This is a genomic window from Massilia sp. DJPM01 (assembly GCF_030348125.1).
Taxonomy (GTDB): Bacteria; Pseudomonadota; Gammaproteobacteria; order Burkholderiales; family Burkholderiaceae_D; genus Telluria_A; species Telluria_A frigida.
The window spans coordinates 40,482-61,049 of sequence record NZ_JAQOZV010000006.1 but is presented as its reverse complement, the minus strand read 5'-3'; the positions used below and the strand labels follow the sequence as shown (position 1 = coordinate 61,049).

Sequence of the window (20,568 nt, the reverse complement as noted above, 5' to 3'; positions counted from 1 at the left end):
TGTTTCTTTGGCGATAATTCCGACTTCAGAATATGGTTCGGGATCGCTTGACGTTCTCGCTATTAATAAATCGCGGCCGAGTTCGAGATTTCCAATGTTTTTAGAAACGGTGCGGAAATGAAAATTTTGTTACATTTGGCAGCTGGTTAGGGGGCATTTGTTTGGTTAAACTGATCGGCGGCGAAGATCGAACTCATGTTCAAGTTTGATGAGCAAGGCAGGGGGCGCAAATTGAATCTGTAAAGTATTGATGGTGCCAAACGCTAAAATTAAGGGTAAAAAGCCACCGCTATGGTCAGGTACACGTACCACTCAGCTTGTTTAATTCAACTTATAGTCATTTTGAAGTGTCTGCATGGAAATTAATTGCAACTTATTTTTTACCAGCAATAGAACGACGTTTTACTGGGCTAGTGATCTTATCGGTGATGTCGACATTGGCCGGATGTTACTATCCAAAAGCGGTTGATGATTTTTCCGTTCTAAATAATGATGTTTTCTCAAACCTTTTGCGCAATTCATACGAGAGTGAAAATGGTTTGAGTGGATCCGGCCAGTTTGATGAAGCGCAACTCAAGATATTAGTTGATAATTTAATTTTTAGGGCAATGGCGAAAAAAATTGAAGCAGGTTTTGTGAGAAATGATGAATGAGTTCACGGCTTAGGTAACGTAATTGAATATTGCGATTTAAATAATTTAAAAATTGAGAAAATTAAATAAACCGTGGATATCTGGATGCGCCCATGCACAGGTTAAAGATAGTTCGTTGGAAATTATCTTTCGTCAGATGATAAACTATTTCGGGGGCAGTATTTCTGTACGCCGAGGGAATTGGCAAGAGATCTACAATAAATTTATTTAAATAGAACACTTTCTTTTTTTGGAGCAATGCTAATGAGAAATATTTGCAATCAAATTTACATGCCGAGACTAAGATCTCGGGTTATCGGTATGCTGGCTATATCACTAACTTCGACATTGAACGGTTGCCTGCCACTCGCGGCGGATGATTTCACCGTTATGGGTAAAGATGTCTTATCAGATCTACTTAGAAACTCCTATTCCACGGTAAATTTGACCCCGGGAAACGCTTACGGCACGGTCGGGGTTGGGCGGATTGACAAGTCGAAAGTCGAAGTCTTGGCTAATAACCTATTTGTTGCACAGAAACGAAATGATATTCAAGAAATTTTTGCAATAAACGCAGGCGTGTGCAGGTTAGGTGTGACTCATAAAGAACTAATTTGCACTTTTATTAGGAAATGGAAACTAAAAAATTCCTGGGGTGGGCCTGGTACGGAAAATTGGTCAGATCCGGCAGCAAAAGTTGAAATTATATTCATATTTAATGAGCTGGAACGGCTGAAGGATTTGAGTATTGAAATCATTGATGTTACAGAGAAAAAAGAAATTAAAGGATAAAGATGAGTGAATTTATAATTCAGGCACGTTCATTCGAATTTGCGATTCCAGGACTTCCAGGGCTTATAAGTTTCATTAGACATAATTTTTGGGTTTTAATGGACTCAAATGGTTCAATTATTGCAGAGTTGAATGGACTCGCGACAGATAGAAAAAGCGGATTTCCTGTAGCGATCGGGACGAACGAGGTATCGCATTCGCTACTTGTTTGGCAATTTGTACACACTACGAATTATGCCGGCACCCTGGAGGGCGGTGAAACAAAAACCACCCTGCAAACAATGGTGCGTGCCGGACAGCCTAGCGAAATTGTGTACAAGGGCGAAATGGCCGATGTGTTTGCTCGATGGAACAAAGCGGTCAAAGCACAAATCTTCTTAAACGTTTTGGATCTCAATTATCCCAAGTACGGATTCAAATTGGATCGCTCTGAAGTAAACAGTAATTCAACATACCGCACTCTGGGCGAAATAATGGGCATTCCTGTTCATGTTTTCTCGGCATGGCAGTTTGGATTGAAGAATCGCATGGGGCCCAAGATTACATTCACTCCCATGGATGGTAGCGGTAATGAAAAGTTTTACGCAATTGGTGGGGGTGACGGCGGCGACGAATTGCGTGGCGGGCAAGGGGATGATGAATATACCATTAACATTGCCGGCGAGCTGGTGATCGAAAACAAAGATGAAGGTATTGATACTATATTGACGATGTTGTCGAAATTTAATCTTTCGGATAATGTGGAAAACCTCACGCTGACGTCAAAAAATGGTTGGGGGGGGATCGCAGCGGTACGGGAAACGATTTGAGTAATATTATGCTCGGCAGCAGGACAGATTCGAATACGCTCAACGGAAAAACTGGGTCCGATATTATCGTTGGCGGAGATAAGAGTGACATCCTGAATGGCGGTGATAATGGCGATAGAATTACGGGTGGCAAGGGAGACGATAAACTGAACGGTGATGGTGGATCGGATATCTATATGTTCACCAGCGGCGACGGTCACGATACCATTTTTGACAGTGACGGTGACGGAAGCATCACGGTGGGCGGAAACCCGCTTCCAGACGTTACGAGCAGCGACTATCAACTAAAGGGAAATCGCGGCATATGGACCGTTAATGGCGGTGAATTTGTTTATAAGCTTGACGAAGCTGGTGAGCGTTTGGTCATCAGCGGCACCGCCTTGGGCGACCAAAGCGATATCACTATCAATGGCGTCGATATTGCAAAGATCAAGGGCGGTGGTTACCTTGGAATCACATTAGAGAATACCCCGGCGGTGGCAATTGTGGAAAGCGGGGGCGGCAATGTATGGGAACAAGCCAACTTTGCGCTTGCCAGCCTTGCTGGCAAGTCGTCCACTGTGGTGGAAGGTATGGGCAAAACGTTCAAGATTGACCTCAACCAGGCAGCCAAGGCTGGCGACAAGGTGACGCTGTCGCTTTCCGGGCTTGCCGACAAGTTTCAGGTCGTATTGGGCGACACGACGGTGGCTGCAAACGGCGCCGTCATCGAGCTGGTGGAAGGCCAGGCAAGTGTCTCGTTCGCCCTGGTGCAAACTGGCGATGTGACGGCCAGTGGCAGTGCGCAACTGAGTGCCAGTTATACAGGCAAGGACGGTAGCGCAGCCAGCAATAGCTATGCGATCAATCTAAAGGACACCGGCGCGATCGAGCGCACGCAGATAGGCGACTATCGCCCCGGTAAATACAATGATGGGCGTTTTGATTGGATGCAGGTGCCGCAAGGGGACTGGAATCCCGCCTGGCACACCTACTTTACGTGGACGCCCGAAGGGGTAATGATCGGCACCTATCATGAGAAAGACTTCGACGACGTCCTTGGCGGTTGGGAACAGCGTGACAAGATCAGCAGCTTTGGCGGCAACGACATTGTCAGCTCTGGCGCGGGGAACGATGAGATCGACGGTGGCGACGGCGACGATATGCTATGCGGCGGGACCGGGAGCGACCGTATTCTCGGTGGGAAGGGTAACGACCACATCACCAGCAGCGGCGACGCTACAGTCGGGTTTCGTCAAAACGCTAATGAGAAATGGACTTCACCGAACGGCGAGACGATGCTCGTGCAGGGGCCGTCCTGGGGTGTCTACATTTCCAATGACCCTGACAAAACCACGGTCTGGGCTGGTGTGACTATGCCCGCAGGCGATGACGGTGACTTCGTCGATGCCGGCGCCGGAAATGATGATGTCATTGGCAGCGGCGGCGCCGACCGGCTGCTCGGTGGTGATGGCGATGACCAGCTCGACGGCATCGCCGGTAACGACGAACTCGAAGGCGGCGACGGTAAGGACATCCTCCGCGGCGATGGCTTGACCAAACCGGGATTCATGAACAGCCTCCCGGCCGCTTCGCATGGTGCCGACTTCCTCGACGGTGGTGCCGGAGACGACATGTTGTTCGGCAGCGGCGCGGGTGACGTGCTGTTCGGCGGTGTGGGCAATGACAGGCTGTGGGGCGATTCCGGCGGCAAGACTGACGATCCTTACTATGTTGACTTGGCGTACCACGGCAACGATTACCTCGACGGTGAAGATGGCGACGACTACCTCGAAGGTGGCGGCAAGGACGATACGCTGTTCGGCGGCGCAGGCAACGACAATCTCTGGGGTGATACCCCGATCAACAATATCACCAGGCCGGGTGATAACGCCAAGATATGGGGCAACGACTATCTCAATGGCGAGGAGGGCGACGATTTTGCCCAAGGCGGTGGCGGAAATGACACGCTGAGCGGCGGGAGCGGCAAGGACGTCCTGTACGGGGACGGACGAAGCTCGGTTGTGGCCGGCAGCTTCGAGGGCGATGACATGATCGACGGCGGCGATGGAGACGATCAACTCATCGGTGGCGGCGGCAAGGATAATCTGAGCGGTGGCGCCGGCGACGACCTGTTGCTCGGCGACGATGACGTCGCCAACCTGTCGATCGAAGCCAATGGCAATGACTTTCTCGATGGTGGCGATGGTAACGATCAGCTCGGCGGCGGTGGCGGTGACGACGTGCTGCAGGGCGGTGCCGGAAATGACACGCTCGATGGCGGTACGGGTGCCGATGTTCTCGACGGTGGCGAGGGCGACGATGTGTATACCGTCGACAATGTAGGCGATATCATCCGCGAAACCGCGCCGCCGCAAACAGGCGCGGCGGGCAAACAATCGGCATCGGGGAGCGGCCTGGATCATCTCGGCGGCACGTTGATGACGACCAATACCATGTCCGCTGCAGTTGCAGCCGCTGCGAGTATCGACAATGTCAACAGCAGCGTCAGCTACCAACTGGGTGACAACCTCGAAAACCTCATACTGAAGGGTAACGACGCAATCGACGGCACGGGAAATGAGCTGGCAAACGCGATGTTCGGCAATAGCGCCGACAATACGCTCGATGGCGACGCCGGTGCCGACACGCTTGACGGCGGTGCTGGTGCCGATCAGCTCGACGGCGGCGCCGATATCGATTCCTTGTTTGGGCGTGTTGGCGACGACCGCTTAACCGGTGGCACCGGCAACGATGTGCTCAACGGCGGCGCTGGCAACGACGTGTACATCTTCAACCGTGGCGACGGTAGCGATACCATCGAAAATAGCGATCTCCTGCGCGATAGCGCCAACCTGGCGACTGCCCAGGCGGTCGATACCCTGCGTTTCGGCGCAGACATCGAGGACGCGGATATCATCGTTTCACGCAGCATGAACAGCCTGGTATTGAACGTCAGGGGAAGCGATGACCAGGTCTTCATCAACGATTACTTCGCCGCAGAAACAGTGGCGGGAACCCTCGTGTCCGATTTTAAAGTCGATCGCATCGAATTCGCGAACGGCGTTGTCTGGAATCCGGCCAAGATCGATGCCATCCTGCTGCGGCAGGCGAATAACCACGCCCCTGTTGCCGGTCCTGGGGTCCCATTTCTTGGCGCGCGCGCTGGCGCCCCGTTCAGCTACACGCTCGCTGCCGCAAATCTGACCGATCCGGATGCGGACGACACGCTCCACTACAGCCTTCAGCTGGAGGGCGGCCTGCCAGCGCCTGCCTGGGTCAAATTTGACGCTGCGACCCGTACGGTGTCCGGCGTGCCCGACGACGCCAGCGTCGGCAAGTTGGTGCTGATCGTCGTAGCGACGGACAATTATGGCGCCGGTACCGGTATCGGCCTTGTCATGAATATCGGCGCAGCCAATCGTAAGCCGGTATTGAACGCTGTCCCGGTCGACGCGAAGGCTGCGCGCGGCACGCTGTTGACCTACAACGTTCCCGCTAATTTATTTACGGATCTCGATGGTGATGCGCTGACCTACAGCGTGACCCTGGACAAAGGCGGAAGCCTGCCATCCTGGTTGAGCTTCAATCCCAAGACAGGTGTACTGAGCGGTACACCGACCACGCTCGATCACCTGGTGCTGGCCATCACCGCCACCGACGTGCATGGCCTGAGCGCCCAAACGCTGATGAAGCTCGATGTCGACAATCGGGCGCCAACGTTCGGCGCCTGGGCGCAAGTGCCAGGCGGGGCGGCCAACGATGTCTGGCAGTTTACGCTGCCGCAGGGCAGTTTCACCGACAGCGACCCGGGCGACATCCTGTCCTACGCCGCCACGTCGCCCGATGGCAGCGCGCTGCCGGCATGGCTCAAGTTCGACGCCACTACCCGCACGTTTTCCGGCCGTCCGCCGGCAGCGGGAAAGTACGAGGTGCTCGTCAAGGCAAGTGACGTCAGCGGCGCAAGCGTATCTGCTTTACTCCCGATCACGATCGACCCGAACCAGGTCTACTCCGGCACCGACGCTGCCGATGCGAAAGAGGGCGGCTGGGGCCACGATAGCCTCAAGGGCCTTGGCGGCAACGACACCTTGCTCGGCTCCTTCGGCAACGACCGCCTCGATGGCGGCACTGGTAACGATGTCCTCAAGGGTGGTGGCGGCGCGGATACCTATGTGTTCGGCAAAGGCTACGGCAACGACATCATCGACAACCAGGACTTGCCGTCGCAAGCAGGTATCGACACCATCGAGTTCCTGCCCGGCGTCGCCGTGGGCGACGTCAAGCCGACCCGCTTCGACAACGACCTGATACTGAGCCTGCCGGCAAGCGGCGACAGCCTGCGCGTGTTGAATTACTTCAAGGCTGACGAGCTTGCGCTGTCGCAGGTCGAGACCATCAAGTTTGCCGATGGCACAAGCTGGACCCTGGCCCAGATCCTGCCATTCTTGCTGGTCGGCTCGGCCGGTAACGACAAGCTGTACGGCACCGATGGAAACGACCTGCTCGATGGCGGCGCCGGCAACGACCGGCTCGACGCGGGCGCTGGCAACGATACCCTCGCAGGCGGGACCGGCAGCGATGACCTCATCGGCGGCGCCGGCGCGGACACCTACCGCTTCAACAAGGGCGACGGTAAAGATACGATCTCCGACGTCAGCCCGGCCGTCACGGCACCGGACGTCGACCGGCTCGAATTTGGTGCCGGTCTGTCACCGGCCGATGTCGAGGCCGTGCGCGACGGCCCCACCTTGCGCCTCAATTTCGGCAACAGTGGTGACGGGGTCACCATCTGGAGCTATTTCAGCGCACGCACCGACCTGAATCTGGCGGTCGAGCAGATCGCCTTTGCCGACGGCACCTTGTGGACCCAAGCCATGGTCCTGCAACAGGTGCTCAAAGGCACCGACCTGGACGACAAGCTCGACGGCACTTCAGGCAACGATGTCATCACCGGCCGCAAAGGCCAGGATACCTTGCTTGGCATGCAGGGCAATGACAGCCTGTCCGGCGGACCAGGCAACGACACGCTTGACGGCGGCGCCGGCGACGATGTGCTCGACGGCGGCGCGGGGCGCGACCGCATGGTGGGCGGCGCCGGCAATGATACCTTCGTGTTCGGCCACGGCGACGGCCCGGATTTCATCTTCACCAGCGACACGGCGGCCGGCAAGGTCGACACCATCCGCTTCGCAGACGACGTGCAGGCCAGCGATGTGCTGGTCGAGCGCTGGGAAAACAAGCTGGTGCTGACCATCCGCAGTTCCAAGGATACCTTGTTTGTAGAGGACTATTTCCTGGAAACTAACGGGGTACGCACTGGAAAGATCGAACAGGTGCAATTTGCCGAGGGCGTCAGTTGGAGTACGGCGGTCATCGACCAGATGGCGGTTCCCCACACGAACACGAAACCGTTCATCTCTGACATGCCGTTCGACATGTACGGGAACATCAACAGTACATTCAGCGTGGTGTTGCCCACGAACCGGATCGTCGATCCAGATTATTATGACGTGTTGTCCTTTACTGTAGGCACCTTGCCGGGCTACCCTGCGGTGCCCGCATGGCTGAAATTCGATCCCCTCACGATGAAGTTGTCGGGCACCCCGGGTGCCAGCGACCAGGGCGTCGTGCCTTTCTATCTCTTCGGCACGGACCTGTACGGCGCCACGACTGCGCGCCAATTCTTTATTAACATTGGTCCGGTGAGCGTCGCACCCACGCTCCAGTCGCCTGTGCCCGACATCGTGACGTCGCAAGGAACGCCATTCCAGATCACTCTGGGCGACGTGTTCAAGGACGACGACAAGGGCGATGTGGTCGCGTACAGCGCAACCCTCGCTTCCGGTGGCGTGCTGCCGACATGGCTGAGCTTCGATCCGGCCACCCGTCAGTTCAATGGCTTGTCCAACGCTGCCGGGACGGTGAGCGTCAAAGTCACGGGAACTGACCTGGGCGGCAAGACGGCATCCGATGTGTTCGATATTGTCGTCAGCGCCAACAATACCGTCACCGGCACTGCCGGCAATGATACCTTGAAGGGTGGGGCCGGTAACGACCTGATCAAGGGACTCGGCGGCAACGATGAATTTGAAAGCGGACCGGGACGCGATACCCTCGAAGGCGGTACTGGCGACGATACCTATGTCATCAATGATGGCGACGATAGCGTGACCGAGAACGTCAACGAGGGTATGGATACGGTGCGTACCGCGCTGCCGAGCTACACGCTGCCGGCCAATGTCGACAACCTCGTGTTCAGCGGTGAGGGAACGCAAAGCGTTCTGACAGGTAATAAGCTCGACAATAACATCAGCGCCGGGCCCGGCAGCCAGACGCTCGATGGCGGCGTGGGCGCCGACACCATGGCCGGCGGTGCCGGTAATGACACGTACGTGGCCGACAGCACGCTCGATATGGTCGTGGAACTGCCTGGCGGCGGGTACGATATGGTCAATGCCAGCGCGAGCTTCACATTGCCCGCCAATGTGGAATCGTTGGAATTACTGGGAACGGCAAACATGGATGCCACTGGCAATGCGGCAGACAATACGATCCAGGGAAATGAGGGCAATAACCGCCTCGACGGCGGCGGTGGCAGCGATTATTTCTACGGCCGCGGTGGCGACGATACCTACGTCATCGACAGCATCGACGATGAACTTGTCGATGAAAGCGGTAACGATACGGTCGAGACCAGCATCAGTTCCCAAAATGTTCTGTTCGCTGGCATCGAGAACCTGACACTGACCGGCGGCGCGCTCTCGCGCTTTGGCAACGCGCTCGACAACGTCATCAAGGGCAACGCGCTGAAAAATACCCTGTCCGGCCTTGCAGGCAACGACCAGCTGTTTGGCGGTGCCGGCGACGATACCCTGTCCGGCGGCGCGGGTAACGATGTGTATGTCGTCGAACGCGGCGACGGCAAGGACGTGATCGTCAACGACGATGTGCTTGGCGCCGTCGATACGCTGCGCTTCGGCAAAGACATCGCAGAAGCCGACGTCATTGCGCAACGCAGTGGCGACAATCTGCTTCTGCAAATCAAGGGGAGCACGGATCAAGTGACGTTCTCCAAATACTTCATTGCAGACGTGAGCAAGGATGGGGCGATCGTCAACAACAAGATCGAGCGTGTCGAGTTTGCCGGCGGTGCCGTATGGAATCAGGCCAAGATACAGGCCCTGGTCGATATCAGCACCGCCAACAAGGTGCCGGTACGCGGCCCGGCGGCGGTGGCGCCGTTCAAGGCGGAGGTGGGCAAGCCGCTCACCTTCACCCTCGCAGCCAATACCATGGTCGATCCGGACCCGCTCGACACCTTCGCCTACAGCGCATCGTTGGCCAACGACGTGCCCTTGCCGGCATGGCTGAAGTTCGATGCGGCCTCGCGTACCTTCACCGGCACGCCCACCGCCACCGACGTGGGCTCGGTTCCGGTCAAGCTGTGGGGAACGGACAACCATGGCGGTCGAGGCTATATCGACTTGCCGCTGGTCGTCAGCCCGGCCAACCGCACGCCGGTCCTGGCGGCCGCGCTTGCTGACCAGGCCAACGCCCTGGGTACCGCATTCAGTTATGTGGTGCCGGCAGGCGCATTCACCGATCCGGATGCGGGAACGGTGCTCAGCTATAGCACCACCATGGCAGACGGCACGCCTTTGCCTGGCTGGATGTCGTTTAACGGCACGACGCGGGCATTTGGCGGCACCGCGCCGGCCGCCGGAACGTTCAGCGTGAAAGTCACCGCCCGCGATACCGGCAATCTGAGCGCCAGCGATGCCTTCGATCTCGTCGTCAGCGTCAAAAACCTGACACTGACCGGAACCGCCGGCGCCGACCAATTGAACGGTGGTGCAGGTAACGATATCCTCAATGGACTGGACGGCAACGATAAGCTCAACGGCGGCGAGGGCAACGACAGCATGGACGGTGGCCTTGGTATCGACACCATGAGCGGCGGTACGGGCGACGATGTGTATGTGTTCAATCAGGCGGCCGACGTGGCAGTGGAAGCTGCCAACGAAGGCAACGACACGGTCAAGTCGGGCCTGACCACGGTACTGGGCAACAACATCGAGGCGCTGACCCTGACGGGAACGGCGCCGATCAACGCCACCGGCAATGCGCTGAACAATGTACTGACCGGTAACTCGGGCGACAACATGCTCGACGGTGGTAGCGGGGCCGATGTCCTCAACGGTGGCTCCGGCAACGACCTCTACATCGTGGACAATACCGGCGATAGCGTAAACGAGGGCAACTACGTCGGCATCGACACCGTGCAGACGGGCTTGAACTACGAGTTGGGCGCCTACCTCGACAACCTGACCCTGACCGGTAGCCTGGCGGTCGATGGCAAGGGCAATGCCGGTAATAACGTGATCAAGGGAAATGCCAACAACAACCTGCTCGATGGCGGCGGCGGGGCGGATGCACTCAGCGGCGGTGCCGGCAACGACACGTATATCGTCGATAATGCCGGCGATACCGTGGCCGAGCTGGCGAACGAAGGCATCGATACCGTCAAATCCGGCGTGAACAGTGTCCTGGGCGCGAATATCGAAGCGCTGTTCCTGACAGGCGCGAACGGGATTGGCGGCACCGGTAACGCGATCAACAACCTGCTCGTCGGCAATGGCGCCAACAACGCGCTGAACGGGGACGCGGGCAACGACCTGCTTCAGGGCGGGGCCGGCCTGGATACGCTCACTGATACCCTCGGCAATAATCTGCTCGATGGCGGTGCCGGCAATGACGCGCTCACCGGTGGCGTTGGCAAGGAGATGTTGATCGGCGGCGCCGGCAACGATGTGATCGTCACCGGCGACGGGGCCGATATCATCGCCTTCAACCGCGGGGACGGGCAGGATGTGGTCAATGCCAGCACCGGCAAGGACAATACCGTTTCCCTGGGCAAGGGCGTGCTGTACGCGGATTTGCTGTTCAAGAAAACCGCTAACGACCTGGTGCTGGTGACCGGAGCTGCCGAACAGATCACCTTCAAGGACTGGTACGCGGCGCCCGCCAATCGCAGCGTTGCCAACTTGCAGGTGGTGATCGAAGGCGGCAGCGACTACAACGCCGCGTCGGCCAACAAGCTGAGCAACAAGAAAGTCGAGCAGTTCAACTTTGACGGTCTGGTCGGGGCGTTTGATGCTGCCCGGACTGCGAATCCGGCGTTGACGAGTTGGGCCCTGTCGACCTCCTTGCTCAATTTTTACCTGAGCGGCAGCGATGCGGCGGCACTGGGCGGCGACCTCGCTTACCAGTACGCCAGGAACGGTAATTTGTCCTCGATGTCGATGCTGCCAGCCGGCGCTCTGTTGTCGAGTCCGGCGTTCGGTGTCACTGCGCAGCCGCTGCAGGCGGGATCGGCATTACGCGACCTGTCGCCACAGCTCGTGTGATTTGATGAAGCTTAGGAACGGGTGAATACCCGTACCGTCGTCACGAAAGCCGCCTGGGTCATACCAGGCGGCTTTTTTATCAGGTACCGATGCCTGCATGCCACCCGGTGTCGAGCAATCTGATCAGCGCCTTGGATTGTTCTTCTGCTCGGAAGTTGCCAGCAAGCCCGTTGAGCTGGCGCGAAAAAATCGGACCAGAGAGGTCAAACTGAGCAATACTTGGATAAGACATCAAGCGGCATCTTGCGCTTCGTCCAGGAGGGACGCGAAGTCTTCTTTCGACATCGGGCGAGGGGGCGTGGTACTTGCCCGCAGCGCATTCTCAGCAAGCGCAATCAGGGTCAGTTCACTGAACCCGGCGGACGCCAGCGGTGCAGGCGCGGCGTAGTCGAGCACCGTTTTATCGCGTCGCGTGACTAAATTGATGTGTTTGCGAGGTTGTCGGGCCATGGTAGCCTCCCTGTGTCATGTCGTCTTCCCAACGCCGCTGCCAAACAGCGGCGCCATGGACCAACACTATCACGGCCATGCGCGCGCACGCGAGCAAGCGCGCCCTCAACGGCGGGGAAAACGCCAATTTCACCTGTGCCGTTCCCGGCCGCCTCACAAAATTCCCAATGACCCTCATTAATACAAACAATGAGGTGCTCGCCTCATCTTGTCGTATCATAATAACCAATGAGAGCTTCTCATTCGATAGTTTTTCTTAACCCACAAAATTCACGCACGAGGATACCCATGTCGCTGATCAATACGCAAATTCCGGTTTTCAAAACCCAAGCTTTCCACAACGGCAAATTTGTTGAAGTCTCGAACGAGTCGATGAAGGGCAAGTGGTCGGTCGTGATCTTCATGCCTGCCGCGTTCACCTTCAACTGCCCGACCGAAGTCGAAGATGCGGCCCAGAACTACGCCGAATTCCAGAAAGCCAACGCGGAAGTCTACATCGTCACCACCGACACCCACTTCTCGCACAAAGTCTGGCACGAAACCTCGCCGGCCGTCGGCCAGGCCAAGTTCCCGCTGGTGGGCGATCCAACCCACACGCTGACCCGCGCGTTCGGCGTCCACATCGAAGAAGAAGGCCTGGCGCTGCGCGGCACCTTCATCATCAATCCGGAAGGCGTCATCAAGACCCTGGAAATCCATGACAACGCCATCGCCCGCGATGTCAAGGAAACCCTGCGCAAGCTCAAGGCTGCCCAGTTCGTTGCCGCCAACCCAGGCCAGGTGTGCCCGGCCAAGTGGAATGAAGGCGCGAAGACCCTGACCCCATCGCTGGACCTGGTCGGCAAGATCTAAATAGCAGCAAACAGGGAGGGCGCGGCGCCTTGCGCTGCCTTTCCTGCACCGGGAACCAGCCCGACGGTTCCCGGATTTCATTCAAGGCACTTTCTTACGGATATGAACATGCTTGACGCCACCCTCAAAACCCAGTTGCAAGGCTATTTGCAGAACCTGCGCGCGCCGATTCGTCTCATCGCAACGCTCGATCACAGCGAAAAAAGTGCCGAACTGCGGGAACTGCTGGCCGAGATCAGCAGCCTGTCCGATAAAGTCAGTGTTGACGAGTCGGGCACCGATAGCCGCAAGCCTTCGTTCGTGATCGCCCGCGAAGGCGAAACCCACGGCGTGCGCTTCGCCGCCATTCCCCTTGGGCATGAATTCACCTCGCTGGTGCTGGCCCTGCTGTGGACCGGCGGCCATCCGCCGAAAGTGGAACCCGAAGTGATCGAGGCCATCAAGGCACTCGACGAAGCAATCGATTTCGACGTCTACATGTCCCTGTCCTGCCACAATTGCCCCGACGTGGTGCAGGCAGCGACCTTGATGGCGGTCTTCAATCCGAAGATCCGCACCGTGATCATCGATGGCGGCTTGTTCCCGTCGGAAGTCGAGACGCGCCAGGTGATGGCGGTCCCGATGGTCTTCAAGAATGACAGCATGTTTACGTCCGGTCATATGACCGTGGAAGAACTTGTCGCCAAGCTCGACGTGAATTCGGCTGAACGCGAAGCGAAGAAACTCAATCAAAAGTCCGCCTTCGACATGCTGATCGTCGGCGGCGGCCCGGCCGGCGCGGCGGCAGCGGTGTATGCGGCACGCAAAGGCATCCGTGTCGGCGTGGCGGCCGAACGCTTCGGTGGCCAGGTCAACGACACCATGGCCATCGAGAACTATATCTCGGTGCTGGAAACGGACGGCCCCACCTTCGCCGCCGCCCTCGAAGCGCAGGTACGGCACTACGAAGTCGACATCATGAACCTGCAGCGCGCCGAACGCATCGTTCCCGCCGCCACGCCGGGCGGCCTGGTCGAGGTGCACATGCAAAACGGCGGCGTGCTCAAGGCCCGCAGCGTGATCGTCTCGACCGGCGCGCGCTGGCGCAACGTCAACGTGCCCGGCGAAGCCGAGTACAAGAACAAGGGCGTGGCCTACTGCCCGCATTGCGACGGCCCCTTGTTCAAAGGCAAGCGCGTGGCCGTGATTGGCGGCGGCAACTCCGGCGTGGAAGCGGCGATCGACCTGGCCGGTATCGTCCAGCACGTGACCCTGGTCGAGTTTGCCGATGCGCTGAAAGCCGATGCGGTACTGGTCAACAAGCTCAAGAGCCTGTCCAACGTCACCATCCACGTGAACGCCCAAACCACCGAGATCACCGGTGACGGCCAAAAAGTCAATGGCCTCGGTTACAAGGACCGTAGCACCGGTGCGGAGCACCACGTGGCGCTGGAAGGCGTGTTCGTGCAAATCGGCCTGGTGCCGAATACCGAATTCCTGAAAGGGACTTTGGAACTGAGCAAGTATGGCGAGATCGTTGTCGATGCCAAATGCCACACCAGTCTGCCGGGCGTGTTTGCCGCCGGCGACGTGACCACGGTGCCGTACAAGCAGATCGTCGTTGCTGCGGGCGAAGGATCGAAAGCCGCACTCAGCGCGTTCGACTACCTGATTCGTCAACCGGTGGTGAGCAATGTTGCCAATGAAGAGGAAGTCGCGCTGGCAGCCTGATCGCAGCAGTGCTTCGCTTCACAAAAAACCGCCCGGCTTGAAACCGGGCGGTTTTTTTGCGCCTGCGAACTGGGCTCCCCGGCGCCAATGAACTTTTGCCCAGGAAATGCGACTGTCCGCCGCACCGCTTTTTCCGCAAACGGGACTGCGCCTGCGTGCCGCCGCAGCGTGATATGGCGCAGACGCGCTCGCACGCACCGGCCTATTCTTGAAGCGGGCCATGCGCGCGGCACGCCGCAACGCCCGGGCCGGGTTCGCGCTCATCGAACCCATCCGATTTCCGTCAAGGAGTCCTCCATGTTCATCCCCAGGCATTGCTTCGGACTGGTCCTGATTGCCGCCCTCGCGTTGCCGCTGGCAGCCCCGGCGGCGACGCGCTACACCGTCCACACGGTTGGCGTCGCCGGCAGCAGCGCGCGCGATATCAACCTGAGCGGTCACGTGCTCGGCGCCTATACCGACGGCAGCGGCACCATGCGCGGCTTCCTCAACACCGGTGGCATGCCGCTCGACGTGGGCTACTTCGGCGGCGACACGGTCGCCAGCGCCCTCAACGACGGCGGCATGGTGGTGGGCTCCTCGAGCAACCGCGCCGGCCGGGAGCGCGCGTTCAGCTATGCCAACGGCGCCACGCGCGATCTCGGCACCCTGGGCGGCACCTACAGCGGCGGCTACGGCGTGAATAATCAGGGCGATATCGTTGGCAGCTCCAGCACCGGCGATCCGGCCGAATCGGACCTGGAGCGGGCATTCATCTATTCCGGCGGCGTGATGCGCAACATCGGCACCTTGCCCAACGGCGACATGAGCCGCGCGCTGGACATCAACCATGCCGGCCAGGTCACCGGGCTATCCTCGGTCAGCAGCGACGGCGGTCCCGAGCATCCCTACCACGCCTTCCTGTACAGCGGCGGGGTGATGACCGACCTGGGCACCCTGGGTGGGCTGTACAGCACGGGTTACGCGATCAACGACCGCGGCGCGGTCGTCGGCGATGCCGGCAGCATGGAGGCGTATCCGGCCGGCCATGCGATTCCGCACGCCTTCCTGTATGTCAACGGGGTGATGAGCGACCTCGGCACCCTGGGCGGCAAGGAAGCCGGCAGCACGGCCTTCGACATCAATAACCTGGGCCAGATCGTTGGCGAAGGCAACAGCGAGAGCGTGCAGCGCGCTTTCCTGTATGAAAACGGCGTCCTGCGCGACCTCAATACGCTGATCGATCCCGCCTCCGGCTGGCTGTTGCAGGAGGCACGCGCCATCAACGACTGGCAGCAGATCGCCGCCACCGGCTGCAAGGATGGCCAGTGCTACGCCTTGCGGCTCGATCCGACCAGTGCCGTGCCCGAGCCTGACACCTATGCGGTGCTGCTTATTGGCCTGTGCATGGTCGGCTTTGCCGCCCGCCGCGCCGCTGGCGTGGGCGCCAACCGCACGGTGTCGAGCAGCGAGCGGTACGGTGCTGCCGCGCTGCCATTCGCCCGGTGAGCGGCGAGGGCAGCGCAGCAGGTTTTTACACGCCGCAGTAGGCGGTCTTGACGGTGGTGAAGAACTCGGCCGCGTACGTGCCCTGTTCGCGCGAACCGTAGCTCGACCCTTTGCGTCCGCCGAACGGCACGTGGTAATCGACACCCGCGGTCGGCACATTGACCATCACCATGCCCGCTTCGGCGTGGCGCTTGAAGTGGGTGGCGTACTTGAGCGAGGTGGTGACGATGCCGCTGGCCAGGCCGAACTCGGTATCGTTGGCCATGGCCAGCGCATGCTCGTAGCTGTCGGCCGGAATCACCATGCCGACCGGGCCAAAGATTTCCTCGCGGCTGATGCGCATGTCGTTGCTGCAGTCGGTAAACAGCGTCGGGCGCAGGAAGAAGCCCGGCGTTGCGCATTCCACGCGCTCGCCGCCGAAAGCCAGGGTGGCGCCTTCTTCGCGGCCAATGCCGATGTATTCCATGTCCTGGTCGAGCTGGCTCTGGTCGACCACCGGGCCGATGTCGATGCCGTCGCCGAGCGCGTCGCCGACTTTCAATGTGGCCAGCTTGTCGCGCATGGCGGCCACGAATGCCGGGTAGATGCCTTTTTCGACGATCAGGCGGCTCGACGCCGTGCAGCGCTGGCCGGTCGAGAAGAACGAACCCTGCACCGCGCAGTTGACGGCGGTGGCGAGGTCGGCGTCATTCAGGACGATCAGCGGATTCTTGCCGCCCATTTCGATCTGCACCTTGGCCATGCGGCCGATGGCGGCGGACGCCACCTTGGCGCCGGTCGCGGCCGAACCGGTGAAGCTGATCGCGTTGACCCTGCGGTCATTCAGGAATGCCTGGCCGACCACGCTGCCGCGGCCCATCACCAGGTTGAACACGCCCGGCGGCAGGCCGGCGCGGCTGATGATGTCGGTCAGGGCCCAGACGCTGGCGGGTACCAGTTCGGCCGGCTTGATCAGCACGCAGTTGCCGTAGGCCAGCGCCGGTGCGATTTTCCAGGATGGGATGGCAATCGGAAAGTTCCACGGCGCGATGATGCCGACCACGCCGACCGGCTCGCGCGTGACTTCCACGTCAAGGTTGGGACGCACGGACGGCAGCTTGTCGCCGCGCAGGCGCAGGCATTCCTGGGCGAAGAATTTGAAGATGGCGCCGGCGCGGGCGACTTCGCCGATGCCTTCCGGACGGGTCTTGCCTTCTTCGCGCGAGAGCAGGGTGCCGAGCTCTTCTTTACGGGCCAGGATTTCGCTGCCGATCTTGTCGAGCGCATCGGCGCGCATCTGGATGTTGGACAAGGCCCAGCCCGGTGCTGCGGCAGCGGCGGCGGCGATCGCCAGCTCGGCTTGCTGGGCGTCGGCCTGGGCGTAGTGGCCGATGATGTCGGTCGTGTTCGAGGGATTGATGTTGGCGGACGACGAAGCGCCGTCGACCCAGGCGCCGTTGATATAGTTCTGTTTCATGGAAGCTTTCTACGTGGTTCGCAGGGGATCGCGATGCGTGTTTGTCAAAAAACAAGAGCTTACCATTGCGGGGGGAATGCTGCCGGAGGGAGGCGCTCGATGATGGGCAATTGTGCCGATTGCGGCGTGGTTGGTGGAGACTTGCAACCGAAATCCGCCGTGCACGCCTGCTCCGTCGGTCCTGCCAATGGCAGGGCCGACTGGGGGCTTAATACTTGTAATGCAGCGCCAGGCCCACAGCCCGGTCGTAACGGCGCGTGTCGCGCACCAGCCCCGGGTCCTTGTTGAAATAATCGTGGTACGGCTGGTCCAGCAGATTGTTCCCATCCAGGGTCACGGTCAGCTGCTTGTTGATCCGGTACGACAGCGACCCGTCGAGCGAGCGCAGCGGTGCCACATACAAGTCCAGCTTGTCATTGCCCCGATAGCGTTCCTCCACCATGAACTTCGAGCGCCAGTTGTAGGCCAAACGCGCCGACCACGCCTCCTTCTCGTACAGCCCCACCAGGTTATACGAGGTCTTCGACATCCCCAGGAAGGTCGACTCGCGTCCGTCCGGATTGGTCTGCTTGCCGGTGATGTAGGTGAAGTTCGCCTCCAGCCCCAGCCCGCTCAGCATCCCCGGCAGGAAGTCGTAGAACTGCCGGTAGCTCAACTCGACGCCTTCCAGATTGGCCTTGCTCAGGTTGTAGCGGCGCGTCACATCGTACTCGCGGCCGTTGATGATTTCGCGCGCCGCCTTTTCCACCGAGCGGTCGGTGAACTTGTGCTGGAAAATGGTCCCGGTCAGGGAACCCGTCGGCGCAAAATACCACTCCAGCGCCACGTCGATATTGTCCGACCTGGTCGGCCGCAGATTCGGATTGCCGGCCGCGCCGGTGCCGACGATGCCCGACGAGGTCGGCGTCGCCGCCACCCCTTCGGTCAGCCGCAGCGCAGGATTGTAGTCGGCAAACGCCGGCCGCTCGACCGCGCGGCCACTGATCAGGCGCGCCACCAGGGTCGGCGCCAGGTCCGCGCGCAGCGCCAGGCTCGGCAGCACATCGGTGCGGCTGGTATCGGCCGACACCGGCGCGATCACGCCGGCGATCGACGAATTGCCCTTGAGCGTCTGCTCGGTGCGCACCACGCGCGCGCCCACCACGCCGCTGATCGGCACGCCCATGTGGAAGCCGAACCTGGCTTTCGCGTACAAGGCCGAGGTGCGCTCCACGTCGCTGTAGTACGACAGCGGATTGTCTTCCAGTTGCGCGGGCGAACCGGTCAGGATGGTGCGCACGACGTCGGTATGGTCGAGGATGTAGTTATGGTCGGCCACCACGTAGCGGTTCACGCCATAATTGCCGCCGGTCGGTGCCGACCGCGTCCACAAGCCAGGAAAGCTGCTCGCCGCCACGCCATGTTGCGGACTATTCGCGTACCACATGTCGCGGATGCCGCGCGAGGACGCCTTGCGCTCGGCCAGGCGCACGCCGCCGGCCAGTTCCTTCACAAAACCGAGCACGCCGTTCTCGCTGGCGTCGTAGACCACATCGCCGCGCCAGTCGTTCGAGGTGCCCTGGCGCGCGTTGGCGATGTCGGTGCCGCCGCGAACACGAAAATTGGCGTCGTCCGGGTCTTCCATGTTCGTGCCCGGGAAGTCCAGGTAGCCGCCGCCCGAGCGCACCGCGCCCACGAAGCCGCGCGCCGTGTAATCGAAGTCGAAAATCACGCGCCGCTCCTTGAAGTAGCTGGCGGTGCGCGCCACTTCGGTGGTCAAGCGCAGGGTCGGCGTGGCGTCCCAGCGCGCGCCCACGGCCACCTGTCCGTTGCTCACATCGTGCTGGTAGGCCTGGGTCGACGAGAAGCCTGGCGCGTCCTGGTTCAGGCGCGTGATGGCGTCGAGATTGTTCGTGCCCGGCTTGGTCGTGATGGTCGCGCCGGCGAAGTGCGGCGGGAAACCGAGCATGAAATTGTTCTGGAAGCGGTGATCGATATTCGTGCGGAAGCCTTCCGCGAACACTTCCACGGCCGGACTCGGACGCCATTGCAGCGCAAAATTACCCGCTTCGCGCTTGCGGTCGCCGTTCCCCATGAAGCGGCCGAAGTTCTCGGCGCCGGTCACGCCATTGTCGATCGGGATCGGAAAGCCGGCGAACGCCACTTCATCGTGGTAGCGCCCGCGCTGGTACGACAGGCCGACCAGCGCGCCAATCTCGCCGATACCGGTCTTCCAGCGGTCACTGACCATCGCGCTCAGGTCGGGGTTGTTGGTCTTGGCCTTGTCGCGGTTCTCCACGCGCGCATTCAGCTTGACCTGCTTGCCCTTGAAGTCGAACGGGCGGTTGGTGCGCACGTCGATCACGCCGGCGGTGCCGCCTTCGGGCAGGTCGCCGCCCTGGGTCTTGTAGACGTCGATGCGTTGCAGCATGGAGGCCGGCACATCCGACAGGTACAGGCTGCGGCCGGTGTCGGAAAAAAATTCGCGGCCATTGAGGAGGGCGACCACGCCGCCCAGGCCGCGAATGATCACGGTGCCGGCTTCGCCGCCGCCGCGCGTGACTTGCACGCCAGGGACGCGCTGCAGGATTTCGGCCACGTTCTTGTCGGGGAACTTGCCGATATCGTCGGCGACGATGGAATCGACCACCTGGTCGGCGTTCTTCTTGATCGTCTGCGCGCTTTGCGCCGCCTTGCGCACGCCGCTGACGGTAACGATGGCCGTATCGGCCGGAATGGGAAGGGCTTCCTGGGCGGCGACCGAGACGTGACTGAGCATGCCGGCGCCGAGCAGGGACGCGACCAGGGATTTGAGGACGATGGGACGGGCCGTGCGGGCGCGGCCGCAGGCGGGGGCGGGATGATTCATGGGTCTCCGATGATTGTTATTGAGCTAAATGCTCTTATTTGCCCGAATCATAGGGGACACGCAGAAATTGCTCCAATCATGTTTTTGCCGCTGCCGATACCGATCCTGGTATCGGCGGCACGGATTTCATGTGCTGCTTTAC

General features: G+C 59.8%; 11 protein-coding genes. 7 read left to right on the top strand and 4 right to left on the bottom strand.

The genetic code is table 11. The features are described from left to right. Positions 1-317: 317 nt before the first annotated feature. The 4 genes from PO883_RS06115 (at position 318) to PO883_RS06100 (ending at position 11,622) form a co-directional block, all read left to right on the top strand. A complete protein-coding gene (locus tag PO883_RS06115) occupies positions 318-653 on the top strand; it encodes a hypothetical protein (RefSeq protein WP_289308945.1) in 336 nt (111 codons plus the stop codon). A gap of 300 nt (positions 654-953) precedes the next feature. Continuing rightward, a complete protein-coding gene (locus PO883_RS06110) occupies positions 954-1,424 on the top strand; it encodes a hypothetical protein (RefSeq protein WP_289308944.1) in 471 nt (156 codons plus the stop codon). Positions 1,425-1,426: 2 nt separating this feature from the next. Then, positions 1,427-2,233 (top strand): hypothetical protein, encoded by an 807-nt coding sequence (locus PO883_RS06105; protein ID WP_289308943.1) that lies wholly within the window; start codon positions 1,427-1,429, stop codon positions 2,231-2,233. Beyond that, complete coding sequence (locus tag PO883_RS06100; protein ID WP_289308942.1) at positions 2,230-11,622, top strand: putative Ig domain-containing protein; 9,393 nt, start codon at positions 2,230-2,232, stop codon at positions 11,620-11,622. The genes PO883_RS06105 and PO883_RS06100 overlap by 4 nt, the downstream gene beginning before the upstream one ends. Positions 11,623-11,701: 79 nt before the next feature. Here the strand turns inward: PO883_RS06100 and PO883_RS06095 are convergent, their stop codons facing one another. After that, complete coding sequence (locus PO883_RS06095) at positions 11,702-11,854, bottom strand: hypothetical protein (protein WP_289308941.1); 153 nt, start codon at positions 11,852-11,854, stop codon at positions 11,702-11,704. Further along, complete coding sequence (locus tag PO883_RS06090; RefSeq protein WP_289308940.1) at positions 11,854-12,072, bottom strand: hypothetical protein; 219 nt, start codon at positions 12,070-12,072, stop codon at positions 11,854-11,856. The genes PO883_RS06095 and PO883_RS06090 overlap by 1 nt, the downstream gene beginning before the upstream one ends. 288 nt (positions 12,073-12,360) lie before the next feature. Here PO883_RS06090 and ahpC point away from each other — a divergent pair, with 288 nt between their 5' ends. The 3 genes from ahpC (at position 12,361) to PO883_RS06075 (ending at position 16,122) form a co-directional block, all read left to right on the top strand. Next, a complete protein-coding gene (gene ahpC, locus PO883_RS06085; RefSeq protein ID WP_054264024.1) occupies positions 12,361-12,924 on the top strand; it encodes an alkyl hydroperoxide reductase subunit C in 564 nt (187 codons plus the stop codon). Positions 12,925-13,032: 108 nt separating this feature from the next. Beyond that, positions 13,033-14,634, top strand: a complete 1,602-nt coding sequence (gene ahpF, locus PO883_RS06080; RefSeq protein WP_289308939.1) for an alkyl hydroperoxide reductase subunit F — start codon at positions 13,033-13,035, stop codon at positions 14,632-14,634. A gap of 297 nt (positions 14,635-14,931) precedes the next feature. Further along, positions 14,932-16,122: a DUF3466 family protein gene (locus tag PO883_RS06075; protein ID WP_289308938.1), complete on the top strand. Its 1,191-nt coding sequence runs from the start codon at positions 14,932-14,934 to the stop codon at positions 16,120-16,122. Positions 16,123-16,147: 25 nt separating this feature from the next. Here the strand turns inward: PO883_RS06075 and PO883_RS06070 are convergent, their stop codons facing one another. Further along, the gene (locus tag PO883_RS06070; protein WP_167089889.1) at positions 16,148-17,578 is read right to left on the bottom strand and encodes an aldehyde dehydrogenase family protein; all 1,431 of its coding nucleotides are present in this window, start codon (positions 17,576-17,578) and stop codon (positions 16,148-16,150) included. Positions 17,579-17,786: 208 nt separating this feature from the next. Beyond that, entirely contained in the window at positions 17,787-20,426 is a 2,640-nt protein-coding gene (locus PO883_RS06065) for a TonB-dependent receptor (protein WP_289308937.1), read from the bottom strand. Positions 20,427-20,568: the final 142 nt, after the last annotated feature.

Excerpts from the sequence above, each read along its gene's own strand:
- PO883_RS06065 (WP_289308937.1), bottom strand. The coding sequence starts at position 20,426 with ATGAATCATCCCGCCCCCGCCTGCGGCCGCGCCCGCACGGCCCGTCCC.
- PO883_RS06095 (WP_289308941.1), bottom strand. The coding sequence starts at position 11,854 with ATGTCTTATCCAAGTATTGCTCAGTTTGACCTCTCTGGTCCGATTTTT.
- PO883_RS06075 (WP_289308938.1), top strand. The coding sequence starts at position 14,932 with ATGTTCATCCCCAGGCATTGCTTCGGACTGGTCCTGATTGCCGCCCTC.
- PO883_RS06110 (WP_289308944.1), top strand. The coding sequence starts at position 954 with ATGCTGGCTATATCACTAACTTCGACATTGAACGGTTGCCTGCCACTC.
- PO883_RS06090 (WP_289308940.1), bottom strand. The coding sequence starts at position 12,072 with ATGGCCCGACAACCTCGCAAACACATCAATTTAGTCACGCGACGCGAT.
- PO883_RS06070 (WP_167089889.1), bottom strand. The coding sequence starts at position 17,578 with ATGAAACAGAACTATATCAACGGCGCCTGGGTCGACGGCGCTTCGTCG.
- ahpC (WP_054264024.1), top strand. The coding sequence starts at position 12,361 with ATGTCGCTGATCAATACGCAAATTCCGGTTTTCAAAACCCAAGCTTTC.
- ahpF (WP_289308939.1), top strand. The coding sequence starts at position 13,033 with ATGCTTGACGCCACCCTCAAAACCCAGTTGCAAGGCTATTTGCAGAAC.
- PO883_RS06105 (WP_289308943.1), top strand. The coding sequence starts at position 1,427 with ATGAGTGAATTTATAATTCAGGCACGTTCATTCGAATTTGCGATTCCA.